Source organism: Devosia yakushimensis (assembly GCF_030159855.1).
GTDB classification, from domain to species: domain Bacteria; phylum Pseudomonadota; class Alphaproteobacteria; order Rhizobiales; family Devosiaceae; genus Devosia; species Devosia yakushimensis.
Window position 1 is genome coordinate 3,007,723 of the sequence record NZ_BSNG01000001.1, and the last position, 21,151, is coordinate 3,028,873.

At 63.5% G+C, this 21,151-nt stretch carries 18 protein-coding genes; 4 read left to right on the plus strand and 14 right to left on the minus strand.

The annotated features are described in order from the left end of the window. Positions 1 to 38: 38 nt before the first annotated feature. A complete protein-coding gene (locus QQL79_RS14590; RefSeq protein WP_284392072.1) occupies positions 39 to 1,070 on the plus strand; it encodes a LacI family DNA-binding transcriptional regulator in 1,032 nt (343 codons plus the stop codon). On the opposite strand, the gene cysG is transcribed toward QQL79_RS14590, so the two are convergent. The 9 genes from cysG to QQL79_RS14635 all read right to left on the minus strand — a co-directional run bounded on the left by cysG (position 963) and on the right by QQL79_RS14635 (position 13,060). Further along, on the minus strand, positions 963 to 2,471 hold the full coding sequence (gene cysG / locus QQL79_RS14595; protein WP_284392074.1) for a siroheme synthase CysG: 1,509 nt from the start codon (positions 2,469 to 2,471) through the stop codon (positions 963 to 965). The two genes, QQL79_RS14590 and cysG, sit on opposite strands and share 108 nt — an antisense overlap. After that, complete coding sequence (locus QQL79_RS14600) at positions 2,443 to 5,067, minus strand: nitrate reductase (protein ID WP_284392075.1); 2,625 nt, start codon at positions 5,065 to 5,067, stop codon at positions 2,443 to 2,445. The genes cysG and QQL79_RS14600 overlap by 29 nt, the downstream gene beginning before the upstream one ends. An 8-nt stretch (positions 5,068 to 5,075) precedes the next feature. Beyond that, positions 5,076 to 5,408 carry a nitrite reductase small subunit NirD gene (gene nirD, locus QQL79_RS14605; protein ID WP_284392077.1) on the minus strand — a complete coding sequence of 111 codons (333 nt, stop codon included), beginning with the start codon at positions 5,406 to 5,408 and terminating at the stop codon, positions 5,076 to 5,078. Between the two features lie 5 nt (positions 5,409 to 5,413). Then, complete coding sequence (nirB, locus tag QQL79_RS14610; RefSeq protein ID WP_284392079.1) at positions 5,414 to 7,864, minus strand: nitrite reductase large subunit NirB; 2,451 nt, start codon at positions 7,862 to 7,864, stop codon at positions 5,414 to 5,416. Further along, entirely contained in the window at positions 7,865 to 8,656 is a 792-nt protein-coding gene (locus QQL79_RS14615; RefSeq protein ID WP_284392081.1) for an ABC transporter ATP-binding protein, read from the minus strand. A gap of 10 nt (positions 8,657 to 8,666) precedes the next feature. Beyond that, positions 8,667 to 9,560 (minus strand): nitrate ABC transporter permease, encoded by an 894-nt coding sequence (gene ntrB, locus QQL79_RS14620; protein ID WP_284392082.1) that lies wholly within the window; start codon positions 9,558 to 9,560, stop codon positions 8,667 to 8,669. Positions 9,561 to 9,627: 67 nt separating this feature from the next. After that, positions 9,628 to 10,914 (minus strand): CmpA/NrtA family ABC transporter substrate-binding protein, encoded by a 1,287-nt coding sequence (locus QQL79_RS14625; RefSeq protein ID WP_284392084.1) that lies wholly within the window; start codon positions 10,912 to 10,914, stop codon positions 9,628 to 9,630. A gap of 332 nt (positions 10,915 to 11,246) precedes the next feature. Further along, positions 11,247 to 12,461 carry a CmpA/NrtA family ABC transporter substrate-binding protein gene (locus tag QQL79_RS14630; RefSeq protein WP_284392085.1) on the minus strand — a complete coding sequence of 405 codons (1,215 nt, stop codon included), beginning with the start codon at positions 12,459 to 12,461 and terminating at the stop codon, positions 11,247 to 11,249. 8 nt (positions 12,462 to 12,469) lie between these two features. Next, positions 12,470 to 13,060, minus strand: coding sequence for an ANTAR domain-containing response regulator (locus QQL79_RS14635; RefSeq protein ID WP_284392087.1), 591 nt, complete (start codon positions 13,058 to 13,060; stop codon positions 12,470 to 12,472). A 201-nt stretch (positions 13,061 to 13,261) separates the two neighbouring features. Here QQL79_RS14635 and QQL79_RS14640 point away from each other — a divergent pair, with 201 nt between their 5' ends. The 3 genes from QQL79_RS14640 (at position 13,262) to QQL79_RS14650 (ending at position 16,746) form a co-directional block, all read left to right on the plus strand. Then, entirely contained in the window at positions 13,262 to 13,627 is a 366-nt protein-coding gene (locus QQL79_RS14640) for a response regulator (RefSeq protein ID WP_284392088.1), read from the plus strand. 37 nt (positions 13,628 to 13,664) lie between these two features. Beyond that, positions 13,665 to 15,752 (plus strand): ATP-dependent helicase, encoded by a 2,088-nt coding sequence (locus QQL79_RS14645; RefSeq protein WP_284392090.1) that lies wholly within the window; start codon positions 13,665 to 13,667, stop codon positions 15,750 to 15,752. Between the two features lie 88 nt (positions 15,753 to 15,840). Next, complete coding sequence (locus QQL79_RS14650) at positions 15,841 to 16,746, plus strand: DMT family transporter (protein WP_284392092.1); 906 nt, start codon at positions 15,841 to 15,843, stop codon at positions 16,744 to 16,746. 156 nt (positions 16,747 to 16,902) lie between these two features. Here the strand turns inward: QQL79_RS14650 and hpt are convergent, their stop codons facing one another. The 5 genes from hpt to QQL79_RS14675 all read right to left on the minus strand — a co-directional run bounded on the left by hpt (position 16,903) and on the right by QQL79_RS14675 (position 20,943). Further along, entirely contained in the window at positions 16,903 to 17,442 is a 540-nt protein-coding gene (gene hpt / locus QQL79_RS14655) for a hypoxanthine phosphoribosyltransferase (protein ID WP_284392094.1), read from the minus strand. A gap of 171 nt (positions 17,443 to 17,613) precedes the next feature. Then, complete coding sequence (locus tag QQL79_RS14660) at positions 17,614 to 18,498, minus strand: N-acetylglucosamine kinase (RefSeq protein WP_284392095.1); 885 nt, start codon at positions 18,496 to 18,498, stop codon at positions 17,614 to 17,616. Further along, positions 18,495 to 19,166 (minus strand): N-acetylmannosamine-6-phosphate 2-epimerase, encoded by a 672-nt coding sequence (locus tag QQL79_RS14665; RefSeq protein WP_284392096.1) that lies wholly within the window; start codon positions 19,164 to 19,166, stop codon positions 18,495 to 18,497. The genes QQL79_RS14660 and QQL79_RS14665 overlap by 4 nt, the downstream gene beginning before the upstream one ends. After that, positions 19,163 to 20,026, minus strand: coding sequence for a carbohydrate ABC transporter permease (locus QQL79_RS14670; protein ID WP_284392097.1), 864 nt, complete (start codon positions 20,024 to 20,026; stop codon positions 19,163 to 19,165). Before QQL79_RS14670 ends, QQL79_RS14665 begins: the two co-directional genes overlap by 4 nt. Further along, complete coding sequence (locus QQL79_RS14675; protein WP_284392098.1) at positions 20,023 to 20,943, minus strand: carbohydrate ABC transporter permease; 921 nt, start codon at positions 20,941 to 20,943, stop codon at positions 20,023 to 20,025. The genes QQL79_RS14670 and QQL79_RS14675 overlap by 4 nt, the downstream gene beginning before the upstream one ends. Between the last annotated feature and the right edge of the window lie 208 nt (positions 20,944 to 21,151).

The window sequence follows — 21,151 nt, forward strand, 5'->3', positions numbered from 1 at the left end:
AGGGGAATGGCCCGGTTTCGGGTCTGAAAGGCGCGTAAATGGTTGAAGCAAAACCGGGAAAAAAAAGCGACCGGGTCACGATCCGCGAAGTGGCCGAGGATGCGGGCGTATCGGTCGCCGCAGTCTCGAAGGTCTTGCGCGAGGCTTATGGGGTCAGCGAGAGCCTGCGCAACAAGGTGCGCGCCTCGATGGACAAGCTGAACTACCGGCCGTTGGCCTCGGCGCGCGGCATGCGCGGGCAGACCTATACGCTGGGGCTGATCCTGCCCGATATCCGCAACCCGTTCTTTGCCGATATCCTGGCGGGGGTGAATTCGGCGCTGGAGCGCACACAATATCAACTGATGATGGGCACCAGCCATTCGCATGGCCCGGCCGAGGAAGCCATGATCGAGGCGATGATCGACCGGCAGATGGACGGCATCATCCTGATCGGTACCACCAAATATGTGGATCGGCTCGGCCACCTCGCGCGGCAGAAGCCGCTGGTGGCTATCGGCCATCATGCCAAGAGCAACACCGATTTTGACACGGTGAACAATGACGATCAGCTGGGGGCCCGGCTGGTGGTCAAGCACCTGCTGGCCAACGGTTTTCGCAATATCGCCATGCTGAGTCTGGCGACGACGACATCGACCATCCTGGCGGAGCGGGAGCTGGGCTATCGCCGCGAGATGATCGAACAGGGGGTGGGAGAGAACATCAATATCGTGCGCTCACCCCAGACCTTGCGCGAGGTGCAGATTGCGGCGCGACGGCTGCTGGGCGGCCCGGACAGGCCCGAAGCGCTGTTCTGCTGGACCGATTTCATTGCGCTTGAGGTGATCAGCGTGGCAACCGAGCTGGGGCTCAGCATTCCCGGCGATCTGGCGATCGTGGGCTATGACAATACGATGTATTGCGACTTTGCGCAGAATGCCTTGACCAGCGTCGATCAGTCCGGGGAGCTTCTGGGATTGCAGTCAGCTCGCCTGCTGATCGAGCGGGTGCGGGGCCGGGGCGAGGCGGAGCATTTCGTCGTCACGCCGCGCGTCGTTGCCCGCAACAGCTCCAAACGGCGGGCGGTTTAGGGCGTCGCCTACGGAGAAAATGGTGGGAGCACCAAGCGGGAAATCCGTAACGGCAGCAACGGCTTGACCGAGCGATCCGCGCCAGATTTGTTCGTCGGCGCGGCCGACATTTCCCGCGATGATGGCGGGGGTGGCGAGGGACATGCCCTGCCCTTCCAGCTGCGCGACGATGGCCGGCAAGGTGCGGCGGGACATGTAGTAGACGCTGGTGGTGGCGGGGTCGGACAGGGCCTGCCAATTAAGGGTATCGGGCAGCACGCCCTGGCGGGAATGGCCGGTGACGAAGCGCACGGATTGGGCGTGATCGCGATGGGTCAGCGAGACGCCGAGGCGGGATGCCAGGGCCAAAGCGGCGGTGATGCCAGGGACCACGGAGACGGCGATGCCGTGGCGTTCCAGCATCTCGATTTCCTCCCCGGCGCGACCAAAAATCATTGGATCACCAGACTTTAGCCGGACGACATGTTTGCCCTGACGGGCCAGGTTCAGCATCATCGCGTTGATGTCTTCCTGGCGGCAGCTCTCGCGCGCGGCGCGTTTGCCGACCAGCAGGCGCTTGGCCTCGCGGCGGGCGAGTTCGAGGACTTCGGCGGAGACCAGATCGTCGAATAGAATAACATCGGCGGACTGCAAGGCGCGGACGGCTTTGATGGTGAGGAGGTCGGCATCGCCCGGTCCGGCACCCACCAATGTGACGCGGCCGGCGGGGGGCGCGGCGGCGATTGCCGCAATTTCGTCGTCGAGATGTACGGGTTCTGATTGGGTTGTGAAGGCGCGCTCGGTGAAGCGCTCCCAGAAGGCGCGGCGCTGTGGGCCGGGCTCGAGTGCGGCCATGACCTTGCCGCGGATATCCTGGGCAAGTTGGGCCCAGGTGGAGAGGGTTTGGGGCAGCAGCGTTTCGATGCGACGGCGGACGGCCTGGCCCAGAATGGGCGCAGCGCCATTGGTGGAGATGCCCACCACGATGGGCGAGCGATTGACGATGGAGCCGAACTGGAACTGGCAGAATTCGGGGCGGTCGATGACGTTATAGGGGACGGCTGCGGCGCGGGCGGCTTCGGTAAAGGCGAAAGCCTCCGCGTCATCTTCGATATCGGCTACGGCGAGCGCTGCGCCGGAGAGGTCGGAGGGCGCCCAGTGGCAATCGACCAAGCTGATCGTGCCCGCCGAGGCGCCGGTTTCGGCCAAGGCGATCAGCTCGTCGCACCACTCGGTGACGGGGGCCAGCACCTGGACATGAGCACCGGCGGCAGCCAGCAATTCGATCTTCCAGGTGGCGGGTTCGGAGCCGCCAATGGCAATCACACGCTTGCCTTGCAGGCCGAAGAATACCGGCAACACGGCGAGCGGAGCCATGCGATCGTAGCGCGATTTACTCGGCGGCGGCGAGACGATGTGCATCGATGATCCCCCTGATTTCGGCGCGGCAGGAGCCGCAATTGGTGCCGGCCTTGGTGCAGGCGCCGACGGCTTCGACAGTGGTGCAGCCTTGGCCAGTGACGGCGGCGGTGATGGTGTTGATCCCAACGGAAAAGCATGAACAGACGATGGCACCGGCATCGGGCATGTCGGCGCCGGGGCGGCCGGCAAGAACGGCGGAACCATCGAGCTGGGCAGCGGTGAGCAGGCCCACGGCCCATTGGCGGGAAACCAGCACCGGATCGGGCGCGGTGTAGAGCGCGGCGATCAGCTTGCCATCGGCCATGGCGGCGAAGCTGCGGCGGCCCGAACGGGAGTCGAGGGCGGAAAGTACGCGGATGGTTTCCGGCAGAGCGAAGGCGGTGCGCAGCCAGGCTTCCCAATCGCTGGGTTCGTCGAACCAGGCCAACTCGCCGCGCAGGCCGCCGGGGGCTTCGGCAATGGCCCAATAATCGACGCTGTCGAGCGCGGGCCGGTTGGCAGCGACGAAAAAGCCATAGAGGCGCACGGCGACGGGCTCGGCATGGACGAGTGCCATTTTGAGCGCGGGCTGGGCGGAGACGGGATCGATCTTGGCCGTGACCAGCGCATCGACGCGGCCATGGGAGGCGAATTGATCGGTCCAATGCATGGGCACGAAGATTTGGCCGCGCCGCTGCCGGTCGGTGACCAGGGCGCGGACGATGGCCGTGCCGTGATTGTTGCTGAGGCGGACCAGGGTAGCACGGCGGATGTTGAGCGCTTCGGCGTCCTGGGGGTGGATTTCGGCAAAGGGCTCGGCGTAATGGGCGGAGAGGCGCGCGGCTTTGCCGGTGCGGGTCATGGTGTGCCAATGATCGCGCACGCGGCCGGTATTGAGGATGAAGCTGCCCGGCGCGGGCGCGAAGGGCGGCGGCGGCAGGACGGGCACGAAGCGGGCTCTGCCATCCTGCGTGTAGAAGGCGCCATTGCCGAACAGGCGGGCGGCGGGCTTGGCGCGGATGGGCCATTGGGTGGGCGTCAGGCTGTCATAATCGGCGCCGATGAGGCCGGTGAGATCGAAGTCGCGGGTGCCGTCATTTTCGAAGGCCGAGAGGGCGGCGTGTTCGGCAAAAATGTCGGCAGCGCTAGCATAGGCAAAGGCGGCGCCAAAGCCCATGCGGTGGGCGACCTGACTGATGATCCACCAATCGGGGCGGGCTTCGCCGGGTAGTGGCAGAAAGGGACGCTGGCGGGAAATGCGGCGTTCGGAATTGGTGACGGTGCCGTTCTTTTCGCCCCAGCCGGCGGCCGGCAGGCGGACATGGGCCACAAGGCCCGTATCGGTGCGGGCCGACATATCGGAGACCACGACGAAGGGACAGGCCGCGAGTGCGGCGCGGACGGCGTCGGCTTCGGGCATGGAATCGACCGGGTTGGTCGCCATGATCCAGACAGCTTTGACCTCGCCACGCGCCATGGCGGCGAAGAGATCGACGGCCTTGAGGCCGGGATTTTGGGCGACTGTCTGGCTGTTCCAGAAGCGCCCTACCCTATCCAACGCTTCGGGGGTGAAATCCATATGGGCGGCGAGCATATTGGCCAGCCCCCCGACCTCGCGGCCGCCCATGGCATTGGGCTGGCCGGTGACCGAGAACGGGCCCATGCCCGGCCGGCCGATGCGGCCGGTGAGTAGGTGGCAATTGATAATGGCGTTGACCTTGTCACTGCCGGAGGCGGATTGATTGACGCCCTGGGAATAGACGGTGACGGTTTTTTCGGTGCGGGCGAACCAGTCATAGAACAAGGTAATGGCGTGTTCGGAGACGCCGGTAGCAGCAGCGACGCGGGTGATGGGCCAATCCTCGGCCACCAGCAGCGCGGCTTCGGCGCCAGAGGTGTGATCGGCCACGAAATCGGGCGCGGCGATGCCGTTGCGGGAGAGATGGGCGAGGAGGCCAACGAAAAGCGCGCTATCGCCATCGGATTGGACGGGCAGGTGTAGGTCGGCAATGTCAGCGGTGACGGTGCGGCGGGGATCGATCAGCACGACGCGCATATCGGGGCGATTTGCTTTGGCGGCGACGATGCGCTGGTAGAGCACGGGGTGGCACCAGCCGAGGTTGGAGCCGACCAGCACGATGAGATCGGCCAGTTCGAGATCCTGATAATTGCCGGGGACGGTGTCGGAGCCGAAGGCGCGTTTGTGGCCGGCGACGGAGGAGGCCATGCAGAGGCGCGAATTGGTGTCGATATTGCCCGAGCCGATAAAGCCCTTCATCAGCTTGTTGGCGACGTAATAATCCTCGGTGAGGAGTTGGCCGGAGCCGTAGATGGCGACGGAGTTGGGGCCGTGTTCCGCGATGGTGGTTTGGAATGTGGTGGCGACGAGGTTCAGCGCGTCGTCCCAGCTAACGCGGGCGCCGTTGATTTCAGGGTGAAGCAGGCGACCATCGAGGGAAAGGGTTTCGCCTAGCGCGGAGCCCTTGGAGCAGAGGCGGCCGAAATTGGCTGGGTGGTCGGGGTCACCGGCGATTGCGGTGGTGCCGTCCGGGTTCGGGGTGGCGAGGACGCCGCAGCCGACGCCGCAATAGGGGCAGGTGGTGCGGGTGGTCGTCATGCCATCCCCTACTCCGCCGCCACCATTGCCAGATCGGCGGCCATGAAGATGCGGCCGTCGACCACGTCGATTGGGTAGGTCCGAACCGAGCCTTCGTCGGCGCCCTGAGCCTCGCCGGTGGCGAGGTCGAACACCCAGTTATGCAGTGGACAGGTGACCGAGGCGCCGTGGACGATGCCTTCGCTGAGCGGGCCGTGCTTGTGGGGGCAGCGGTTTTCGATGGCGAATATCTGGTCTTCCTGGGTGCGGAAGACGGCGATCTTGCCGTTTGGCGTGTTGACGCAGCGGGCGCCGCGGCGGGGGATGGCGTTGATATCGCCGATTTCGATCCAGTTGGTCATGGCCTTCACTCCGCTGCGACCGGCATGCCGAATTCGGCCATGGCGGCGAATTCGTGGGCGTCCTTGCCGTTGACGCGTTCTTCCCAGGGGTCGATCTGGGCAAAAGTCTGCGAATAGACGAAGCGCTCGTAATAGGCGCGGCGCTTGTCGTGGTCGGTGACGACATTGGCCAGGATCGAAGGCGTGCCGACGCGCTTGGCCCATTTGTAGATGCGCTCGAGATAGCGGGCCTGTTCGCGATAAAGCTGGGTCAGCGCGACGATGATTTCGAGGGCCTCGTCCTCGCTGTCGGCGTGGCAGAGCAATTCGGTGCCCTTGATATCGAGGCCCGCGGCGCCGGCGAAGTGGATGTCGTATCCAGAATCGACGCAGACCACGCCGATATCCTTGCAGGTGGCCTCAGCGCAATTGCGCGGGCAGCCGGAGACGGCGAGTTTGAGCTTGGCCGGGGTCCAGGCGCCCCACATGAACTTTTCGATGCGGATGCCCAGGCCCGTAGAATCCTGCGTGCCGAAGCGGCACCAGTCGGAGCCGACGCAGGTTTTGACCGTACGAAGACCCTTGGCATAGGCGGCGCCCGAGACCATGCCAGCGGCATTCAGATCAGCCCAGACGCCGGGCAGGTCTTCCTTTTTGACGCCGAGCAGGTCGATGCGCTGGCCGCCGGTGACTTTGACGGCGGGGATGTGGAATTTGTCGGCCACATCGGCAATGGCGCGCAATTCCTTGGGATTGGTCATGCCGCCCCACATGCGGGGGACGACCGAATAGGTGCCGTCTTTCTGAATATTGGCGTGGACCCGTTCATTAATGAAGCGGGACTGGCCATCATCCTCATATTCGCCGGGCCAATCGGCCACGAGATAGTAATTGAGCGCCGGGCGGCACTTGGCGCAGCCGCAGGAGGTTTTCCATTCCAATTCCTGCATCACGGCAGGGATGGATTTGAGCGACTTGGCGATGATCAGGCGACGCACGTCATCATGGCCCAGTTCGGTGCAGGGGCACATGGGCTGTACGGCCGCGGGATTATAGGCATCGCCCAGGGTGGCGTGCAGCAGCTGTTCGACCAGGCCGGTGCAGGAACCGCAGGAGGCCGAGGCCTTGGTGTGGGCGCGCACGCCGTCGAGGGTCGTCAGGCCCTTGGCGGTGATGGCGCCGGTGATCTTGCCTTTGCAAATGCCGTTACAGCCACAGATCTCTGCCTCATCCGGCAAGGCTGCAACGGCCGCCATAGGGTCCAGGGGGGAGCCCCCCTGATAGGCCTGGCCGAAGATCAATGTATCGCGCATTTCGCTTGTGTCGGTCTGGTTCTTGAGCATATCGAAGAACCAGGGGCCGTCTGCTGTTTCGCCATAGAGCACGGCGCCGATGATCTTTTCGTCGCGCAGGATCAGGCGCTTGTAGACGCCGGCATTGGCGTCGCGCAGCACGATTTCCTCGCGGTCTTCGCCCTCCCCGAAATCGCCGACCGAATAGAGATCGATGCCGGTGACCTTGAGGCGGGTGGCGGTATATTGCGGCACGAAGGTCGCGCCATGATCGCCGCCCAGATGCGCCGCCACGATATTGGCCTGCTGATAGAGCGGGGCGACGAGGCCATAGCAGGTGCCGCCGACTTCAGCGCATTCGCCCAGCGCGTAGATGGCGGGGTCGGAGGTCTGCATCTGATCGTTGACGACGATGCCGCGATTGACGGCAATGCCAGCTTCCTTGGCGAGCGCAGCATTGGGGCGGATGCCCACGGCCATGATGACGAGGTCGGCCTTGATGGTCGTGCCATCGTCGAGCAGCACGGCTTCGACGCGGTTTTCGCCGAGAATTTCCTTGGTATTGGCCTTGGTGATGACCTGGATGCCGCGACGCTCCAGCTCCTTTTGCAGCAGATAGCCGGCGGCCGGATCGAGCTGGCGCTCCATCAGGGTGGGCGAGATGTGCAGGACCGTGACACTCATGCCCTGATTGATCAGGCCCGCAGCGGCTTCGAGGCCGAGCAGGCCCCCGCCGATGACCACGGCATGGCCGCGCGATTTGGCGGCCAGCATCATGGCGTGGACGTCGTCGAGATCGCGATAGGAGAGCACGCCGGGCAGTTTGTGGCCGGGCACCGGGATGATGAAGGGCACCGAGCCAGTGGCGATGATCAGTCTGTCATATTCGGCTGACGCGCCCTGTTCGGAGCGGACGATCCGGTTTTCGCGGTCGATTTCGGTGACCTTGTGCCCTTTGTAGAGCAGGATTTCGTTTTCGATATACCAGTGGTCGCCATGGATGATGATGTCCTCGAAGGTCTTTTCACCCGAGAGCACTGGCGAGAGCATGATGCGGTCGTAATTGACGCGCGGTTCGGCGTTGAAAATGGTGACGCTGTAGCGGCCGGGATCGGTCTCGAAGAGCTTTTCGAGGGCGCGGCCCGGCGCCATGCCATTGCCGATGATGACGAGTTTTTCGGTCATTTACGCGGCTTCCACAAAACGATGGCGCTCGTAGAGGAATTTGAGCACTGCCTCGCGGCATTTGAGATAGGTGCGATCGCCAGCCAGCTCGATGCGGTTGCGCGGACGCTCCAGCGGGACGGGGAGGATTTCCCCGATACGGGCGGCGGGGCCATTGGTCATCATGACGATGCGGTCGGAGAGCAGCACGGCCTCGTCCACGTCATGGGTGATCATGATCATGGTGTTGCCGAGCCGCTTCTGGATATCCATGACGGCATCCTGCAGATGGGCGCGGGTGAGGGCGTCCAGCGCGCCGAAGGGCTCGTCGAGCAGCAGGATTTTGGGCTGCATGGCCAGCGCCCGGGCAATGCCGACGCGCTGCTTCATGCCGCCCGAAATCTCGGTGGGGCGCTTATCCTTGGCGTGGCTCATCTGCACCAGATCAAGGTTGTGCATGATCCAGTCATGGCGTTCGGCGCCGGTCTTGGTGCGGCCGAACACCTTGGCGACGGCCAGGTTGACGTTTTCATAGACGGTGAGCCAGGGCAGCAGCGAATGGTTCTGGAACACCACGGCGCGTTCGGGGCCGGGGCCATTGACCTCGCGGCCTTCGAGCTGGATGCCGCCGGAGGACACTTCGGTCAGGCCTGCAATCAGGTTGAGCAGGGTGGACTTGCCGCAACCGGAATGGCCGATGATCGAGATCACTTCGCCCTGGGCGATATCGAGGCTGACATCCTTGAGGACCTCGGAGCGGACCCCGCCACGGTCGAAATGCTTGTCGACGTTTTCAATGCTGAGATAGGTCATGAAAAGCTCCTCAGTTCGCAGCTGTGCCGCGGGTGACGAAGGCGCCGACGGCCGCTACCAGCCGGTCGAGGATGAACCCCACGACCCCGATATAGACCAGCGCCACGATGATGTCGGAGAGGCGCGAGCTGTTCCACGCGTCCCAGATGAAGAAACCGATGCCCACGCCGCCAGTCAGCATTTCGGCGGCGACGATGGCGAGCCAGGACAGGCCGACGCCGATCCGCAGGCCGGTGAAAATGTAGGGGGCGGCGGCCGGGATCATGATCTTGAAGAAGAACTCGGCCTGGTTGAGCTGGAGGATGCGCGCCACGTTGCGGTAATCCTGGGGGATGTTGCGCACGCCCACGGCGGTATTGATGACCACCGGCCAGACCGAGGTGATGAAGATCACGAAAATGGCCGAGGGCGCGGAATCCATGAAGGCGGCGAGCGAGAGCGGCAGCCAGGCGAGCGGCGGCACGGTGCGCAGGATTTGAAAGATCGGATCGAGCCCGCGCATGGCCCAGATGGATTGGCCGATAACCGCGCCGACCGCCACGCCCACCACGGCGGCAATGCCGAAGCCGATGGCGACGCGTTGCAGCGAGGTCAGCACGCGCAGGCCCAGCCCGATATCGCCCTGGCCGTAGTCGAAGAATGGGCTGACGATCAGTTCGCCCGCATCGGTCCAGACCTGGCTGGGCGCAGGGAGCGAGGCGCCGGGCGAGCCGCAGATGATCTGCCAGACCACCAGGATCAGCGCGATAACGACGAGCGGCGGCACAACGTTGGCGGCGATGTTGGCGAGGGTTTTCGACCAGGCGCCGGGGCGGGCAGCGGGCATGGGCAGGGCGAAGACTTCGGCTGCGGCCGCGGGCTGCGGGGCGGAGGCTGGGGCGAGGCGCTGGACGGTGGCGGACATGGATTTGGTCCTTTCGGGGCGATGCCGGGAAAGGGTGCGGGGACACACCCCGCACCATCAATTGGGGTCAGACCATTGCCTTGATGGCGAGGCTGTCGAGATAGGCGCTGGGGTTGGCGGGGTCGAAGACCTTGCCGTCGAAGAAGGTTTCGACGCCGCGCGAGGTGCCTTCGGGGATGTCGGCGGCGGCCACGCCCAGGGCGGCGGCGGCGGAGCGCCAGATGTCTTCGCGGTTGACGGCATCGACCGAGGCATTGATGTCGGTGGAGCCGGGCAGATAACCCCAACGGATATTTTCGGTGAGGAACCAGGCGTCGTGACTCTTGAAGGGATAGGAGGCGTGGTCCTTCCAGAACTTCATTTCGAGGCCGGTGGCGGTTTCGACGCGCCCATTGCCGTAATTGATGTCGCCCTTGAGACGCCCTGCGACGTCGACCGGCGGGACATTAAACCAGCTGCGCTTGCCCAGGATCGTGGCCATCTCATCCTTGTTTTCCATGGCATCGCACCATTGCTGGGCTTCCATAACGGCCATGAGCATGGCCTGGGTGGCCACGGGATTGGCCTCGACGAAATCGCTGCGCAGGCCCAGCGCCTTTTCGGGGTGGTGCTTCCACAATTCACCCGTCGTTGTGGCCGTGAAGCCGATGCCCTGATTGACCAATTGCTCATTCCAGGGCTCGCCGACGCAGAAGGCATCCATGGTGCCAACCTTCATATTGGCGACCATTTGCGGAGGCGGCACGGTGATGACCGATACCTCGCTATTGGGGTCGATGCCGCCCGCGGCCAGCCAATAGCGAATCCACAGATCATGGGTGCCACCGGGGAAGGTCATGGCGATATTGACCTCCTTACCGCCGGCCTTGCGCTCGGCAAAAACCGCCTTGAGCGGCGCGCTGTCGAGCCCGGCGCCAGCATCCTTGTATTCCTGCGACACCGAGATGCCCTGGCTGTCATAGTTGAGGCGAGCGATGATCGACATCGGCACCGGCACGCCATTGGTTACGGTGCCCAGGCTCATCAGATAGGGCATTGGCGTAAGAATATGGGCGCCATCGATGCCGTTGGCAGCACCACCCAGCACGAGATTGTCGCGCGTGGCACCCCAGGATGCCTGCTTCTGAACCTGGACATCGGGAACGCCATGCTTAGCGAAAAGCCCCTTCTCGAGTGCGATGATCAGGGGCGCCGCATCGGTGAGCGCGATAAAGCCCAGCTTGGCGCTGGTGACCTCGGGGCCCGCGCCTTGCGCGAAGGCGCCCGAGGGGAACAGGGCCCTGGCCGCAAGCAGGGTGGCGGTCGTAGCCGTGGCACCCTTGAGGAAGGAGCGGCGGGTGGTCTTTAGCGTCATCGAATTCTCCAGCTGCAAGAGAAAAACAAAAAAGCTGCCAACGGGCGGCGCGCGGTCGGAGGGGGACCGGGAGCGAGACCTGTTGGCAGCTTTGCCTGTAACGCCCATCGTTGGACGCTGATATGTGCGCACGCTTTGGGGGAAACGTGCTGCTTCGCCAATGACATTGCATGAAGCGTGCCAAGTGCGTTGTGGCGCTATTTTCCTTGCAGTTTCAGTATATTGGCGAAACTTGAAGCCAGGACCGCAAAACCGGCCCGGGGCAGGCATGGGTCAATTCGACGCCAACTCGCCTAAAATATGCGCACTAGTATGCAGTGATGAAAATAGAGTCAGCGCTGCGCCAACTGGCTGGCAATGTAGCGGTCCAGCGCCTCGGGATCGAAAATCGCGCCATCGAAGAAGCGATCCGGGCCCATCGACAGGGGACCGTTTTCGGCCAGGATGTTGTGCGTCCGGGCATGCTCGCCATCGGTCTTGAAATCGGCCAACGGGAGCGGCGCGGCCAGAGGGGCGAGCGCCTGCCGATAGAGATCGGGACGGAAGCAGGCGGCGGCGATGGCGGCATGGCTCTCGCTGGCAGTAACCTCGCCCCAGCGCACCATCTGCGAATAGTACCAGAGGGCGTGGCTTTTCCAGGGGAAGTTGGCCGCGCTGGCATGGGGAATATAGTAGCCGGGCACCTGTTGCAGTACGCCATTGCCGATATCGAGCATGCCGGTCAGGGCGCGCCCGACAATCGCGGGCGGCTGATTAAGGTAAGCGGCCCCGGACATGATGGCGGCGGCTTCGGGGTGGTTGGCCGGATCGGCGCACCAGAGGCCGGCACGATAAACGGCACGGATGGCCGAGGCGACGAGATCGGGATGCGCATCGGCCCAGGCCTCACGCATGCCCAGGACCTTATCGGGGCTCGATTGCCAGATCAGCGCCTTGACGGTGGCGATGTGACCGCCCCTGGTGGCGACGCCGACACTGTTCCAGGGCTCGCCCACGCAATAGCCATCGATGCCGCCACTGCCCAGGGCATCGGGCAGAAGCGGGGGCGGCAGGACGACGATTTCGATATCGCGATCGGGCATGATGCCACTGGCCGAGAGCCAGTAGCGCAATTCGTAATTGTGCGAGGAGGTCTGGTGCACGACCCCAAACCGCAGCTTGCGCGGCGAGGCCTTGACCACTTTGGCCAGGGCCGCGCCGGTCGGGGTGGGGTCAAGATTGCCCGGGGCGCCCTGCCCCGCCATGGCCTGCCAGAGGGCGCCGCTGACGGTAATGGCATTATTGCCCAGACCCAGCACGATGGGCGCGATCATCGGGGTGGCGAGCGGAGTGAGCCCCAGGCTTGACGCCAGGGGCATGGGCGCCAGCATCTGAGCGATGTCGAAATGGCCGAGCGCGGCGCGGTCGCGGATATTGGCCCAGCTGGTTTCGCGGAACAGGGTGAGGTCCAGCCCCTCATCCTCGGCAAAGCCTTTTTCCCGCGCCAGTACCAGAAGGATACTGTCGAGCAGGGGCAGGAAGCCGGCGGTGAGTTGGGTGGTGGACATGATTGCTCCTAGGGACCCAAAAGGCTCGCCGCGGTCACCAGGCTTTGGGCGATATCGACCATGCGGCGGTTCTGGTTCATGGCGGTGGAGCGCAAAAGGGCGTAGGCATCGGCTTCGCTGAGGCCGCGGGTTTTCATCAGAATGCCCTTGGCCTGATCGAGAATCCTGCGGTCTTCCAGCTCGCTGCGGGCCTGCTCCAATTCGCGCGTCAGCCGGGAAAAGGCATTGAAACGGGAAATGGCCATATCGAGGATGGACTTGACCCGCTCCTTCTTGAGGCCATCGACCACATAGGCGGAGACGCCGGCCTCGACGGCCTTTTCGATCATGGCGCCATCGGAGCGATCGACGAACATGGCGATGGGCCGCTGGATGGCGCGCGACAGCGAGAAGAAATGCTCGAGCATGTCGCGTTGCGGATTTTCGAGATCGACAACGACCACATCGGGCGAGGACGCCTCTATGGTGCGCGCGACTTCGTTGACGTCGTGAATGACGGTGACGCGAGTATGCCCAGCCTCACGCAGGCCGCTCTCGATGATGGAGGCACGGATGCGGTTCTCATCGATAATCAGAATGGACAAGGCAGCATTGGACATCGGGGCTAGTTATGCCTCTGCCTAAAACGAGCGCAATATCTCCATTTTGCATAGGAACTAGTCATTTTTGCCGGGACAGATGCGATCACAATCGGACTTATCCACTGTTTGTGATGAGTGGGAGCGGATCGAAAAGCCCGGTGCACCGTTGCCTTGGAGCGGGTTCGCGGGGTTGGCTCGTTGTTTTTTGGAGCCTGGGGCATGCCCTCAGCTGATATCACCATATTGGTCGTCGAGGACGAACCGCTGGTCAGCATGAGCATCGTGGCCCATCTGACCGACGAGGGATTTCGAGTGCTCGAGGCGGCCAATGCAGACCAGGCCATTGCTATTCTTGAGCGCGATCCCAGCGTGCGGCTGATTTTCACCGATATCGACATGCCCGGCAGCATGGATGGGCTAAAACTCGCCGCAGCGGTGCGCGACCGCTGGCCGCCGGTGCATATCATCGTGACCTCGGGGCAGCGGCCAGTGGCGGCGGACGACCTGCCCGATGGCAGCCTCTTCTTCGCCAAACCCTATCAGCATGCCGAAATCACCCTCTCAATGCGGCAGATGCTCGGCTGATATTGGAACAAAAGGGGAAAGATGGCATCGTGCAGCCATGCTTGCCCTGAGCGATTCGATCCCTTCCACCGCCTATCTCGATACCCTCAACGCCGAACAGCGCCGGGCGGTGGAGCATGGCGTGGGCCAGGCCAATCCCCCGCCCCTGCTGGTGATCGCGGGGGCCGGATCGGGCAAGACCAATACGCTGGCCCATCGGGTAGCGCACCTCGTGGTCAATGGCGCCGACCCCAGGCGGATTTTGCTGATGACCTTTTCACGCCGGGCGGCCAGCGAGATGAGCCGGCGGGTGGAGCGGATTGCCGGCAAGGTATTGGGGACATCGTCGGGGGCGCTGACCGATGCCTTGAGCTGGGCGGGGACGTTTCACGGCATCGGGGCGAGGCTGTTGCGGGAGCATGCCGGCCAGATCGGGCTCGATCCGGCGTTCACCATCCATGACCGCGAGGATTCGGCTGACCTGATGAATCTGGTGCGGCACGAACTGGGGCTCTCCGATGCCAAGAGCCGGTTTCCAACCAAGGGGACGTGCCTGGCCATCTATTCTCGGGTGGTCAATGCGCAGGGCGATCTCGATGAGGTGCTGAAAACCGTGTTCCCCTGGTGCGCCATGTGGGGCGAGCAATTGCGCACTCTGTTTGCCGGCTATGTCGAGGCCAAGCAGAGCCAGAACGTGCTCGATTACGATGACCTGCTGCTCTATTGGGCCGGGATGATGGTCGAGCCCGCGATTGCCGCCGAGGTTTCGGGGCGGTTCGACCATGTGCTGGTGGATGAATATCAGGACACCAATCGCCTGCAATCGTCGGTGCTGCTGGCGCTCAAACCCCAGGGGCATGGGCTGACCGTGGTGGGGGATGACGCGCAATCGATCTATTCGTTCCGCGCGGCGACGGTGCGCAATATTCTCGATTTTCCGGCGACGTTTTCCCCACCGGCCGATATCGTGACGCTGGACCGCAATTATCGCTCGACGCAGCCGATCCTGACGGCGGCGAATGCGGTGATCGAATTGGCCAGCGAGCGCTTCACCAAGAATTTGTGGACCGAGCGGCAGTCCGACGCCAAGCCGCAATTGGTGACGGTGAAGGATGAGGCCGACCAGGCGCGCTATGTGGTGCACAAGATTTTGGAGGCACGCGAGGGCGGCACCGCGCTGACGCAGCAGGCGGTGCTGTTCCGAACGTCGAGCCATTCGGGGCCGCTCGAAATCGAGCTGACGCGGCGCAATATTCCGTTCGTGAAGTTTGGCGGGCTCAAATTTCTGGATGCCGCCCATATCAAGGATCTGCTGGCCATTCTGCGCTGGGTGGAAAATCCGCGCGACCGGGTGGCGGGGTTCCGCGTGCTGCAATTGCTGCCGGGGATCGGGCCGGCTTCGGCGGGCAAGGTGCTGGACGCGATGCATGAGGCAGTGCAGCCGGTCAAGGTATTGGCAGAATTGCCGGTACCGCTGCGGGCTTCCGAGGGCTGGGCCGGGCTGGTGGAACTGGTGGGCCGATTGGTGCGGCGGGAGGCCAGCTGGCCGCTGGAACTGGGCTGTGCACGGCTCTGGTATGAGCCGCTGATGGAACAGAGCTATGAGGATGCGGCCGTGCGGGTGGCCGATATCATCCAGCTCGAACAGATCGCCGCCGGCTATCCGAGCCGCGAGCGATTTTTGACCGAGTTGACGCTTGATCCGCCCGATGCGACCTCGGACCAGTCGGGCGTGCCCAGCCGGGACGAGGATTACCTGATCCTCTCCACCATCCATTCGGCCAAGGGGCAGGAATGGAAGGCGGTCCATGTGCTCAATGCTGTGGATGGCTGCATTCCCTCGGACCTGGGGACCGGCTCGACCCATGAGCTGGAAGAGGAGCGGCGGCTGCTTTATGTGGCGATGACGCGGGCCAAGGACGAGCTGCATGTGATCACGCCGCAGCGGTTTTACGTGACCCAGCAGAGCCAATATGGCGACCGCCATATCTATGCGCAGCGGACGCGGTTCATTCCGCGGGCGATGACGGTGCTGTTCGATGATGTGCTGTGGCCGGCGGTGACACCGGCACGGATCGAGGGCCTGTCGCCGGGCCCGGCGCGGGTCGATATCGGGGCACAGATGCGGGGGATGTGGACGAAGTAGGGGAGCCCGCACCAAGCCCCAAAAGCCCTCTTGCTGGCCTGCCTGAAATCCAGCTAGATGCGGCAGCCGAGCTTTAGAGTTCACCCCCGTGTCCGCCTCATCCATCCCCCGTGCCGCCGACGTCGCTTCCCTCAAGGGCATGGCGTTGGGGACTTTTGCCTATTCGCTGTTTGCCGTGCATGACGCGCTGGTCAAGGGCGTCATTTATGACCTGCCGGTGGTGCAGATCCTGTTCATGCGCAGCGTTGTCATCGTCGCGCTTTGCCTGGTGTTTGGCAGGGCCAAGCTGGTGCGAGGGCTGATCGCCTCGTCCAATAAATCCATGATGCTGCTGCGAGCCGTGCTGACGCTGGCGGCGTGGTGCATGTATTATTCGGCCGGGCGCCATCTGCAGCTGGCCGAGATGACGACGCTCTATTATTTCGCGCCGGTGCTGACCACGATCCTGGCGGTGATCTTTCTCAAGGAGCAGTTGACGCTGGCCCGGGTGGGCGCGGCGGCCATCGGGTTTTTCGGGGTGATCGTGGCGTGTAACCCGGCCGGGTTCGGGCTCAGCCTGCCGGCTATCATGGTGCTGGCGGCGGCTTTGTGCTGGGCCGTGGCGATGATCCTGATGCGGACGATCTCCAAGACCGAGAGTTCGCTGGTGCAGATTTTTTCGCTGAACCTGTTCTATGTGCTGGCGATGGGCGCGGTGTCGCTGCCCTTCTGGCAGGGCATGACGCCGACCGAGATCGCCATCGTCGTGGCTACGGGCCTGGTGGGCGGCACGGCGCAATATGTGCTGGTGGATGCCGCACGGCTGGTGCCGGCAAGTGTGCTGGGAACGGTGGAATATTCGGCGCTGATCTGGAGCTTTGTGTTCGGCTATCTGTTCTGGCGCGAGGAGCCGGCGCAGGCGGTGTATTACGGCGCGCTGCTGGTGGTGGCGGCGGGGTTGATGCTGGCGTGGAATGAACGGCGGCCAAGACGCCAGATGATGGCGACGCCGTAGGGCCGGGTACTCGGGAGCATCGAAGTACCCCCTCCTAGCCTCCCCCTGATAGGGGGAGGGATCTCTCCACTCTTTAGGCCGGATCGAGTCACAAACACAGAACGGTCCCTCCCCCTATCAGGGGGAGGCTAGGAGGGGGTATCCCCTAACAAACTCCTATTCCGTAAACCTCACCGCCCCGATATGGGGCAGGTTGCGGTTGCGCTGAGCATAATCGATGCCGTAGCCGACGACGAAGCGGTCGGGAATATCGAAGCCGACCCAGCGGGCCTTCACATCGGTTTCGCGACGCGAGGGCTTGTTGAGCAGGGCACAGACTTCGATACGGCGGGGGTGGCGGGTGCCCAGGATGTCGAGGACGTGGCGCAATGTGTGGCCGGTATCGACAATGTCCTCGACCACCAGCACGTCGCGGCCTTCGATCTCACCGCGCAGGTCCTTGAGGATGCGCACTTCGCGGCTGGATTCAGTGGAATTGCCATAGGAGGAGGCTTCCATGAAATCCACCTCGACGGGTAGGTCCAACTCGCGCACCAGATCGGCGATGAAGATGAAGGAGCCGCGCAGCAGGCCGACGACGACGAGCTTGTCGGTATCGGCGTAATAGGCCGATATCTCGCGGGCGAGGCCCTCGACCCGGGCGGCGATGGCCTTGGCGGAGATCAGTTCATCGACGATGTAAGGTTTGCCGGTCATGATGCGGGAATCCCGGTTTACGGAAGGCCCACCCTTAGAGCATTCCACCGTTTCGTTGAAACGATGAAATGCTCCAATCCTTCATTTTGACGCGTTTTCCGAACCGGAAAAGTGGTCACCACTTTTCCTGGAAACGCTCTGGGGCAAAGGGCGATGCTTGGGCAATGGTTTTCAACCGCGCGCCCACTGCGCCGCGAAGGCGGCGGCATCGAGCCTGGGATAGAGCAGGGTTTCGCCGGGGAGAGCGGCGGCGAGGCTGGTGCGGATGGCTGGGTGCAGATCGATAATGCCGCCGACATAGCCGATGGGCCTGTGTCCGGCACGCTGCACCAGGGCGCGGCCGAGTCGGGCCAGTTCGGCACCGGCCTGAGTGAGAATATCGAGCGCCAGCGCATCGCCCTGGTCGGCGGCGCGGGCCACGGCCTGGGCCAGGGCGCCGATGCGGCCGCGGTCGCTGCCATAGACATAGGCGCGGGTGGCATCCCAGTCATCGCCGCCCATGGCCGCAAAGAGTTCGTCGGCCAGGATTTGGGCCCCGGCGGTGGAGCCAGTTTCGTCGATGCCGCGATAGAGGCGGTCGAGCGCAGTCAAGGCGATCCAGGTGCCCGAGCCGCCATCGTCGATGAGAAGCCCCCTGCCCCCGACGCGGATGATCCGCCCATCAATGGCAACGTGCAGGCCGATGGAGCCGGTGCCGGCGGAAATCAGATGCCCCGCGCCGGGCGCAAAGGCGGCGCGATAGGCCAGTTCCATATCGTCGGTGAGGCGTATGGCGGCGGCGGGGAGCGCGAGGTGGCTGCCGATCAATGTGGCGGCTTCGTCGCGGATCTTGTCGCCGAGGCCGGTAATGCCCAGGCATGCGGAAACGAGCGTGGTGCCGGGCGGCAGGGCGGCAGCGATGGATTGCAGCACGGCCACCAGCTTGTCGCGTTCGACGGGATTGAAGATATGGCCCGTCGCGCCACCGGCCGCGCCCCGCGCCAGAATGGTTCCGGCGGCATCGGCCAGCACGAAGCGCGAGGCGGTGCCGCCGATATCGACGCCGAGAAAGCTCATACAGATGTTCCGACGGCCTTAGCGAAGGCCTTGGTGATTTCGCGGGGATTGGTGATCATGGTGCCCACCACCACAGCATAAGCGCCGGCATCAAGGGCGCGGCGAGCCAATTCTGGCGTATTGAAACGACCTTCGGCGACTACGGGCACGCTGATGCGGCTGGCCAGGGCCTCGATCAGCGCGAAATCGGGCAGGTCGGGCTTGGGCTGGGTATATTCGGTATAGCCCGAAAGCGTGGTGGAAATGTAGGTCGCGCCCAGTTCGGCGGCCAGCAGGCCTTCTTCCAGGGTCGAGATATCGGCAAAGGCTTCAAGGCCAAGGGTGTCGCGAATATGCCGGATGATTTCGCCGGGCGCATCGCCATGGCGGGGGCGCTGGGTGCAGTCCAGCGCGATGATATCGGCGCCGGCCGCGGCCAGCCGGTCGGCAGCGGCAATGGAGGGCGTGATATAGACCGGCACGTCTGCGGAAAACACCTTGTCGATGCCGATGACTGGGAGACCTGCCGCCTTGACCGCCGCCACATCGGCAGCGCCATTGGCGCGGATGCCCAGCGCCCCGCCATCGCGGGCGGCCAGGGCCATGGCGCCCATGAATATGGGGCCATGGAGGGGATTATCGGCCCGCGCCTGGCAGGAGACGATCAGCGAGCCCTTGACCAGCTTCATTTGACGGCTCCCGAGGTCATGCCGGAAATGAACTGCTTGGACAGCACGATATAGATGATGATGATCGGCGCGGCCGAAAGGGTAAGGCCGGAGAACAGCACGCCCCAATCGGTGGTATATTCGCCCATGAAGGTGGTGAGGCCCTGGGGCAGCGTTTTCAGATTATCGCGCTGGATGAAGACCAGCGGGAAGAAGAAGTCGTTCCAGATCGGCACGACATTCTGGATGCCGGCAATGACCATGGCCGGGCGCACCAGAGGCAGCATGATGGACCACATGATGCGCGCTTCGCTGGCCCCATCCATGCGGGCGGCATCTTCGAGTTCGCTGGGCAAGGTGCGGATGAAGCCGGTGAGGATGAAGACCGTGGTGGGCAGGCCCATGGCCGTATAGACGAAGATCAGGCTGAGCTGATTGTTGAGAATGCCGAGATCGCGCATCAGCATGAAGAGCGGAATGATGGCGAGCTTGAGCGGCAGGGTGAGCCCCGCCAGGAAAAACATCAGGATGAAGCCGGCGCCCCAGAATTCGTAGCGCGCAATGGCATAGGCCGCCATGGTGCCCAGCGTCAGGATCAGCGCCATGGATGCGCCGGTGACCAGGAACGAATTGAGCAGGTAGCGCAGGAAATTGGTTTGCGTCCAGATTTTCACGAAATTGGCGACATTGCCGAAATCGGGAATGCCGAAGGGCGACTGGAAAATCTGCGGCGTGGTCTTGAAGGCCGAGAACACCATGATGACGATGGGCATCAGCATGATGATGGTATTGGCCACCAGGATGATCTGAAGCAGCCCGTCGCGGCCCAAGGTGCCGAGGAGGCCCCGGCGGTCGTAATTGATTGTCGTGGCGGTACTCAAATCTGGATCTCCCGGGCCCGCAGCCGCACGGTGATGACGCTGGCAATGGCCGCGATGAAGATGAAGATCAGCACAGCCAGCGCGCTACCGAGACCAAAATCCTGCTGGCCGGAAGAGACGTTCCCGAAGGCGGTGCGGTAGAAATAAAGACCCAAAACGTCGGTGGAGCCATAGGGCGAGCCATCGAGCCCGGCCATGATGTAGGGCAGCTCGAACCAGTTGAAGGCGCCCACGAAGAGCAGGGTGAAGACGATGGTGGCGCTGGGGGCGACGAGCGGCCAGACGATCTTGGTGACCTTGACCCATTCGCTCTCGGTTTCCATGCGCACGGCATCGAGCATTTCGGTGGGAATGCGCTGCATGCCGGCGAGAAAAACCAGGGTGGGGAAGCCCACCATGTGCCAGGCGTTGGCGATGATCAGCGCCCAAAGCGCGGTGGAATCCTGGCCGAGCCAAGGCTGGGCGATGAAGCCCAGGCCCATGCCGCGCAGGCTGATATTGACCACGCCAAAGAGCGGGTGAAGGAAGAGCTTGAAGAGATAGCCCACGATAATGGTGGAGAGCACCACCGGGAGGAATACCGCGACGCGGTGGAAACGGGCGCCGGGCAATTCGCGCCACAGCGCATAGGCGAGCAGGAACCCGACGCCGTTCTGCAGCACCATCAGGGCGAAAAACACGATGACGTTGTGGGCGAAGGCATTGCGCGTCCAGCCGGCATAGGGCTCGACGAACAGCACGGTGTGGAAATTGGCCAGGCCGGTGAATTCGCCGCGCAGCAGGCCATTCCAGTCGAAAAAGGCGTAAGCGAAAGCCGCCACGATCGGATAGACGATGAACAGGGCGACAAAGGCAAGCGGCGGCACCAGCAGCACCGTGATCCAGAGGCCTCGTCCAGTCATCCGTAATTGGGGCATTGGGGTCTTTCGCGCTTCGGATGGCGCGATATCGCGCTGCTCCGGTGTTTTTCACCACGTCATTCCCGCGCAGGCGGGAATCTATTCTTGTTTAGACATCGCCCGGCGCAGGACAGAGTGGATTCCCGCCTGCGCGGGAATGACGCCGTGGGTGGTGTGGAGGTCCGTGCGATGCACATGGACCTCCACACCAGGGGCAAGACTGCCG

Excerpts from the sequence above, each read along its gene's own strand:
- QQL79_RS14640 (WP_284392088.1), top strand. The coding sequence starts at position 13,262 with ATGCCCTCAGCTGATATCACCATATTGGTCGTCGAGGACGAACCGCTG.
- QQL79_RS14590 (WP_284392072.1), top strand. The coding sequence starts at position 39 with ATGGTTGAAGCAAAACCGGGAAAAAAAAGCGACCGGGTCACGATCCGC.
- hpt (WP_284392094.1), bottom strand. The coding sequence starts at position 17,442 with ATGACCGGCAAACCTTACATCGTCGATGAACTGATCTCCGCCAAGGCC.
- QQL79_RS14645 (WP_284392090.1), top strand. The coding sequence starts at position 13,665 with ATGCTTGCCCTGAGCGATTCGATCCCTTCCACCGCCTATCTCGATACC.
- QQL79_RS14615 (WP_284392081.1), bottom strand. The coding sequence starts at position 8,656 with ATGACCTATCTCAGCATTGAAAACGTCGACAAGCATTTCGACCGTGGC.
- QQL79_RS14635 (WP_284392087.1), bottom strand. The coding sequence starts at position 13,060 with ATGTCCAATGCTGCCTTGTCCATTCTGATTATCGATGAGAACCGCATC.
- ntrB (WP_284392082.1), bottom strand. The coding sequence starts at position 9,560 with ATGTCCGCCACCGTCCAGCGCCTCGCCCCAGCCTCCGCCCCGCAGCCC.
- cysG (WP_284392074.1), bottom strand. The coding sequence starts at position 2,471 with ATGCACATCGTCTCGCCGCCGCCGAGTAAATCGCGCTACGATCGCATG.
- nirD (WP_284392077.1), bottom strand. The coding sequence starts at position 5,408 with ATGACCAACTGGATCGAAATCGGCGATATCAACGCCATCCCCCGCCGC.
- nirB (WP_284392079.1), bottom strand. The coding sequence starts at position 7,864 with ATGACCGAAAAACTCGTCATCATCGGCAATGGCATGGCGCCGGGCCGC.
- QQL79_RS14600 (WP_284392075.1), bottom strand. The coding sequence starts at position 5,067 with ATGACGACCACCCGCACCACCTGCCCCTATTGCGGCGTCGGCTGCGGC.
- QQL79_RS14625 (WP_284392084.1), bottom strand. The coding sequence starts at position 10,914 with ATGACGCTAAAGACCACCCGCCGCTCCTTCCTCAAGGGTGCCACGGCT.
- QQL79_RS14665 (WP_284392096.1), bottom strand. The coding sequence starts at position 19,166 with ATGAAGCTGGTCAAGGGCTCGCTGATCGTCTCCTGCCAGGCGCGGGCC.
- QQL79_RS14660 (WP_284392095.1), bottom strand. The coding sequence starts at position 18,498 with ATGAGCTTTCTCGGCGTCGATATCGGCGGCACCGCCTCGCGCTTCGTG.
- QQL79_RS14675 (WP_284392098.1), bottom strand. The coding sequence starts at position 20,943 with ATGCCCCAATTACGGATGACTGGACGAGGCCTCTGGATCACGGTGCTG.
- QQL79_RS14630 (WP_284392085.1), bottom strand. The coding sequence starts at position 12,461 with ATGTCCACCACCCAACTCACCGCCGGCTTCCTGCCCCTGCTCGACAGT.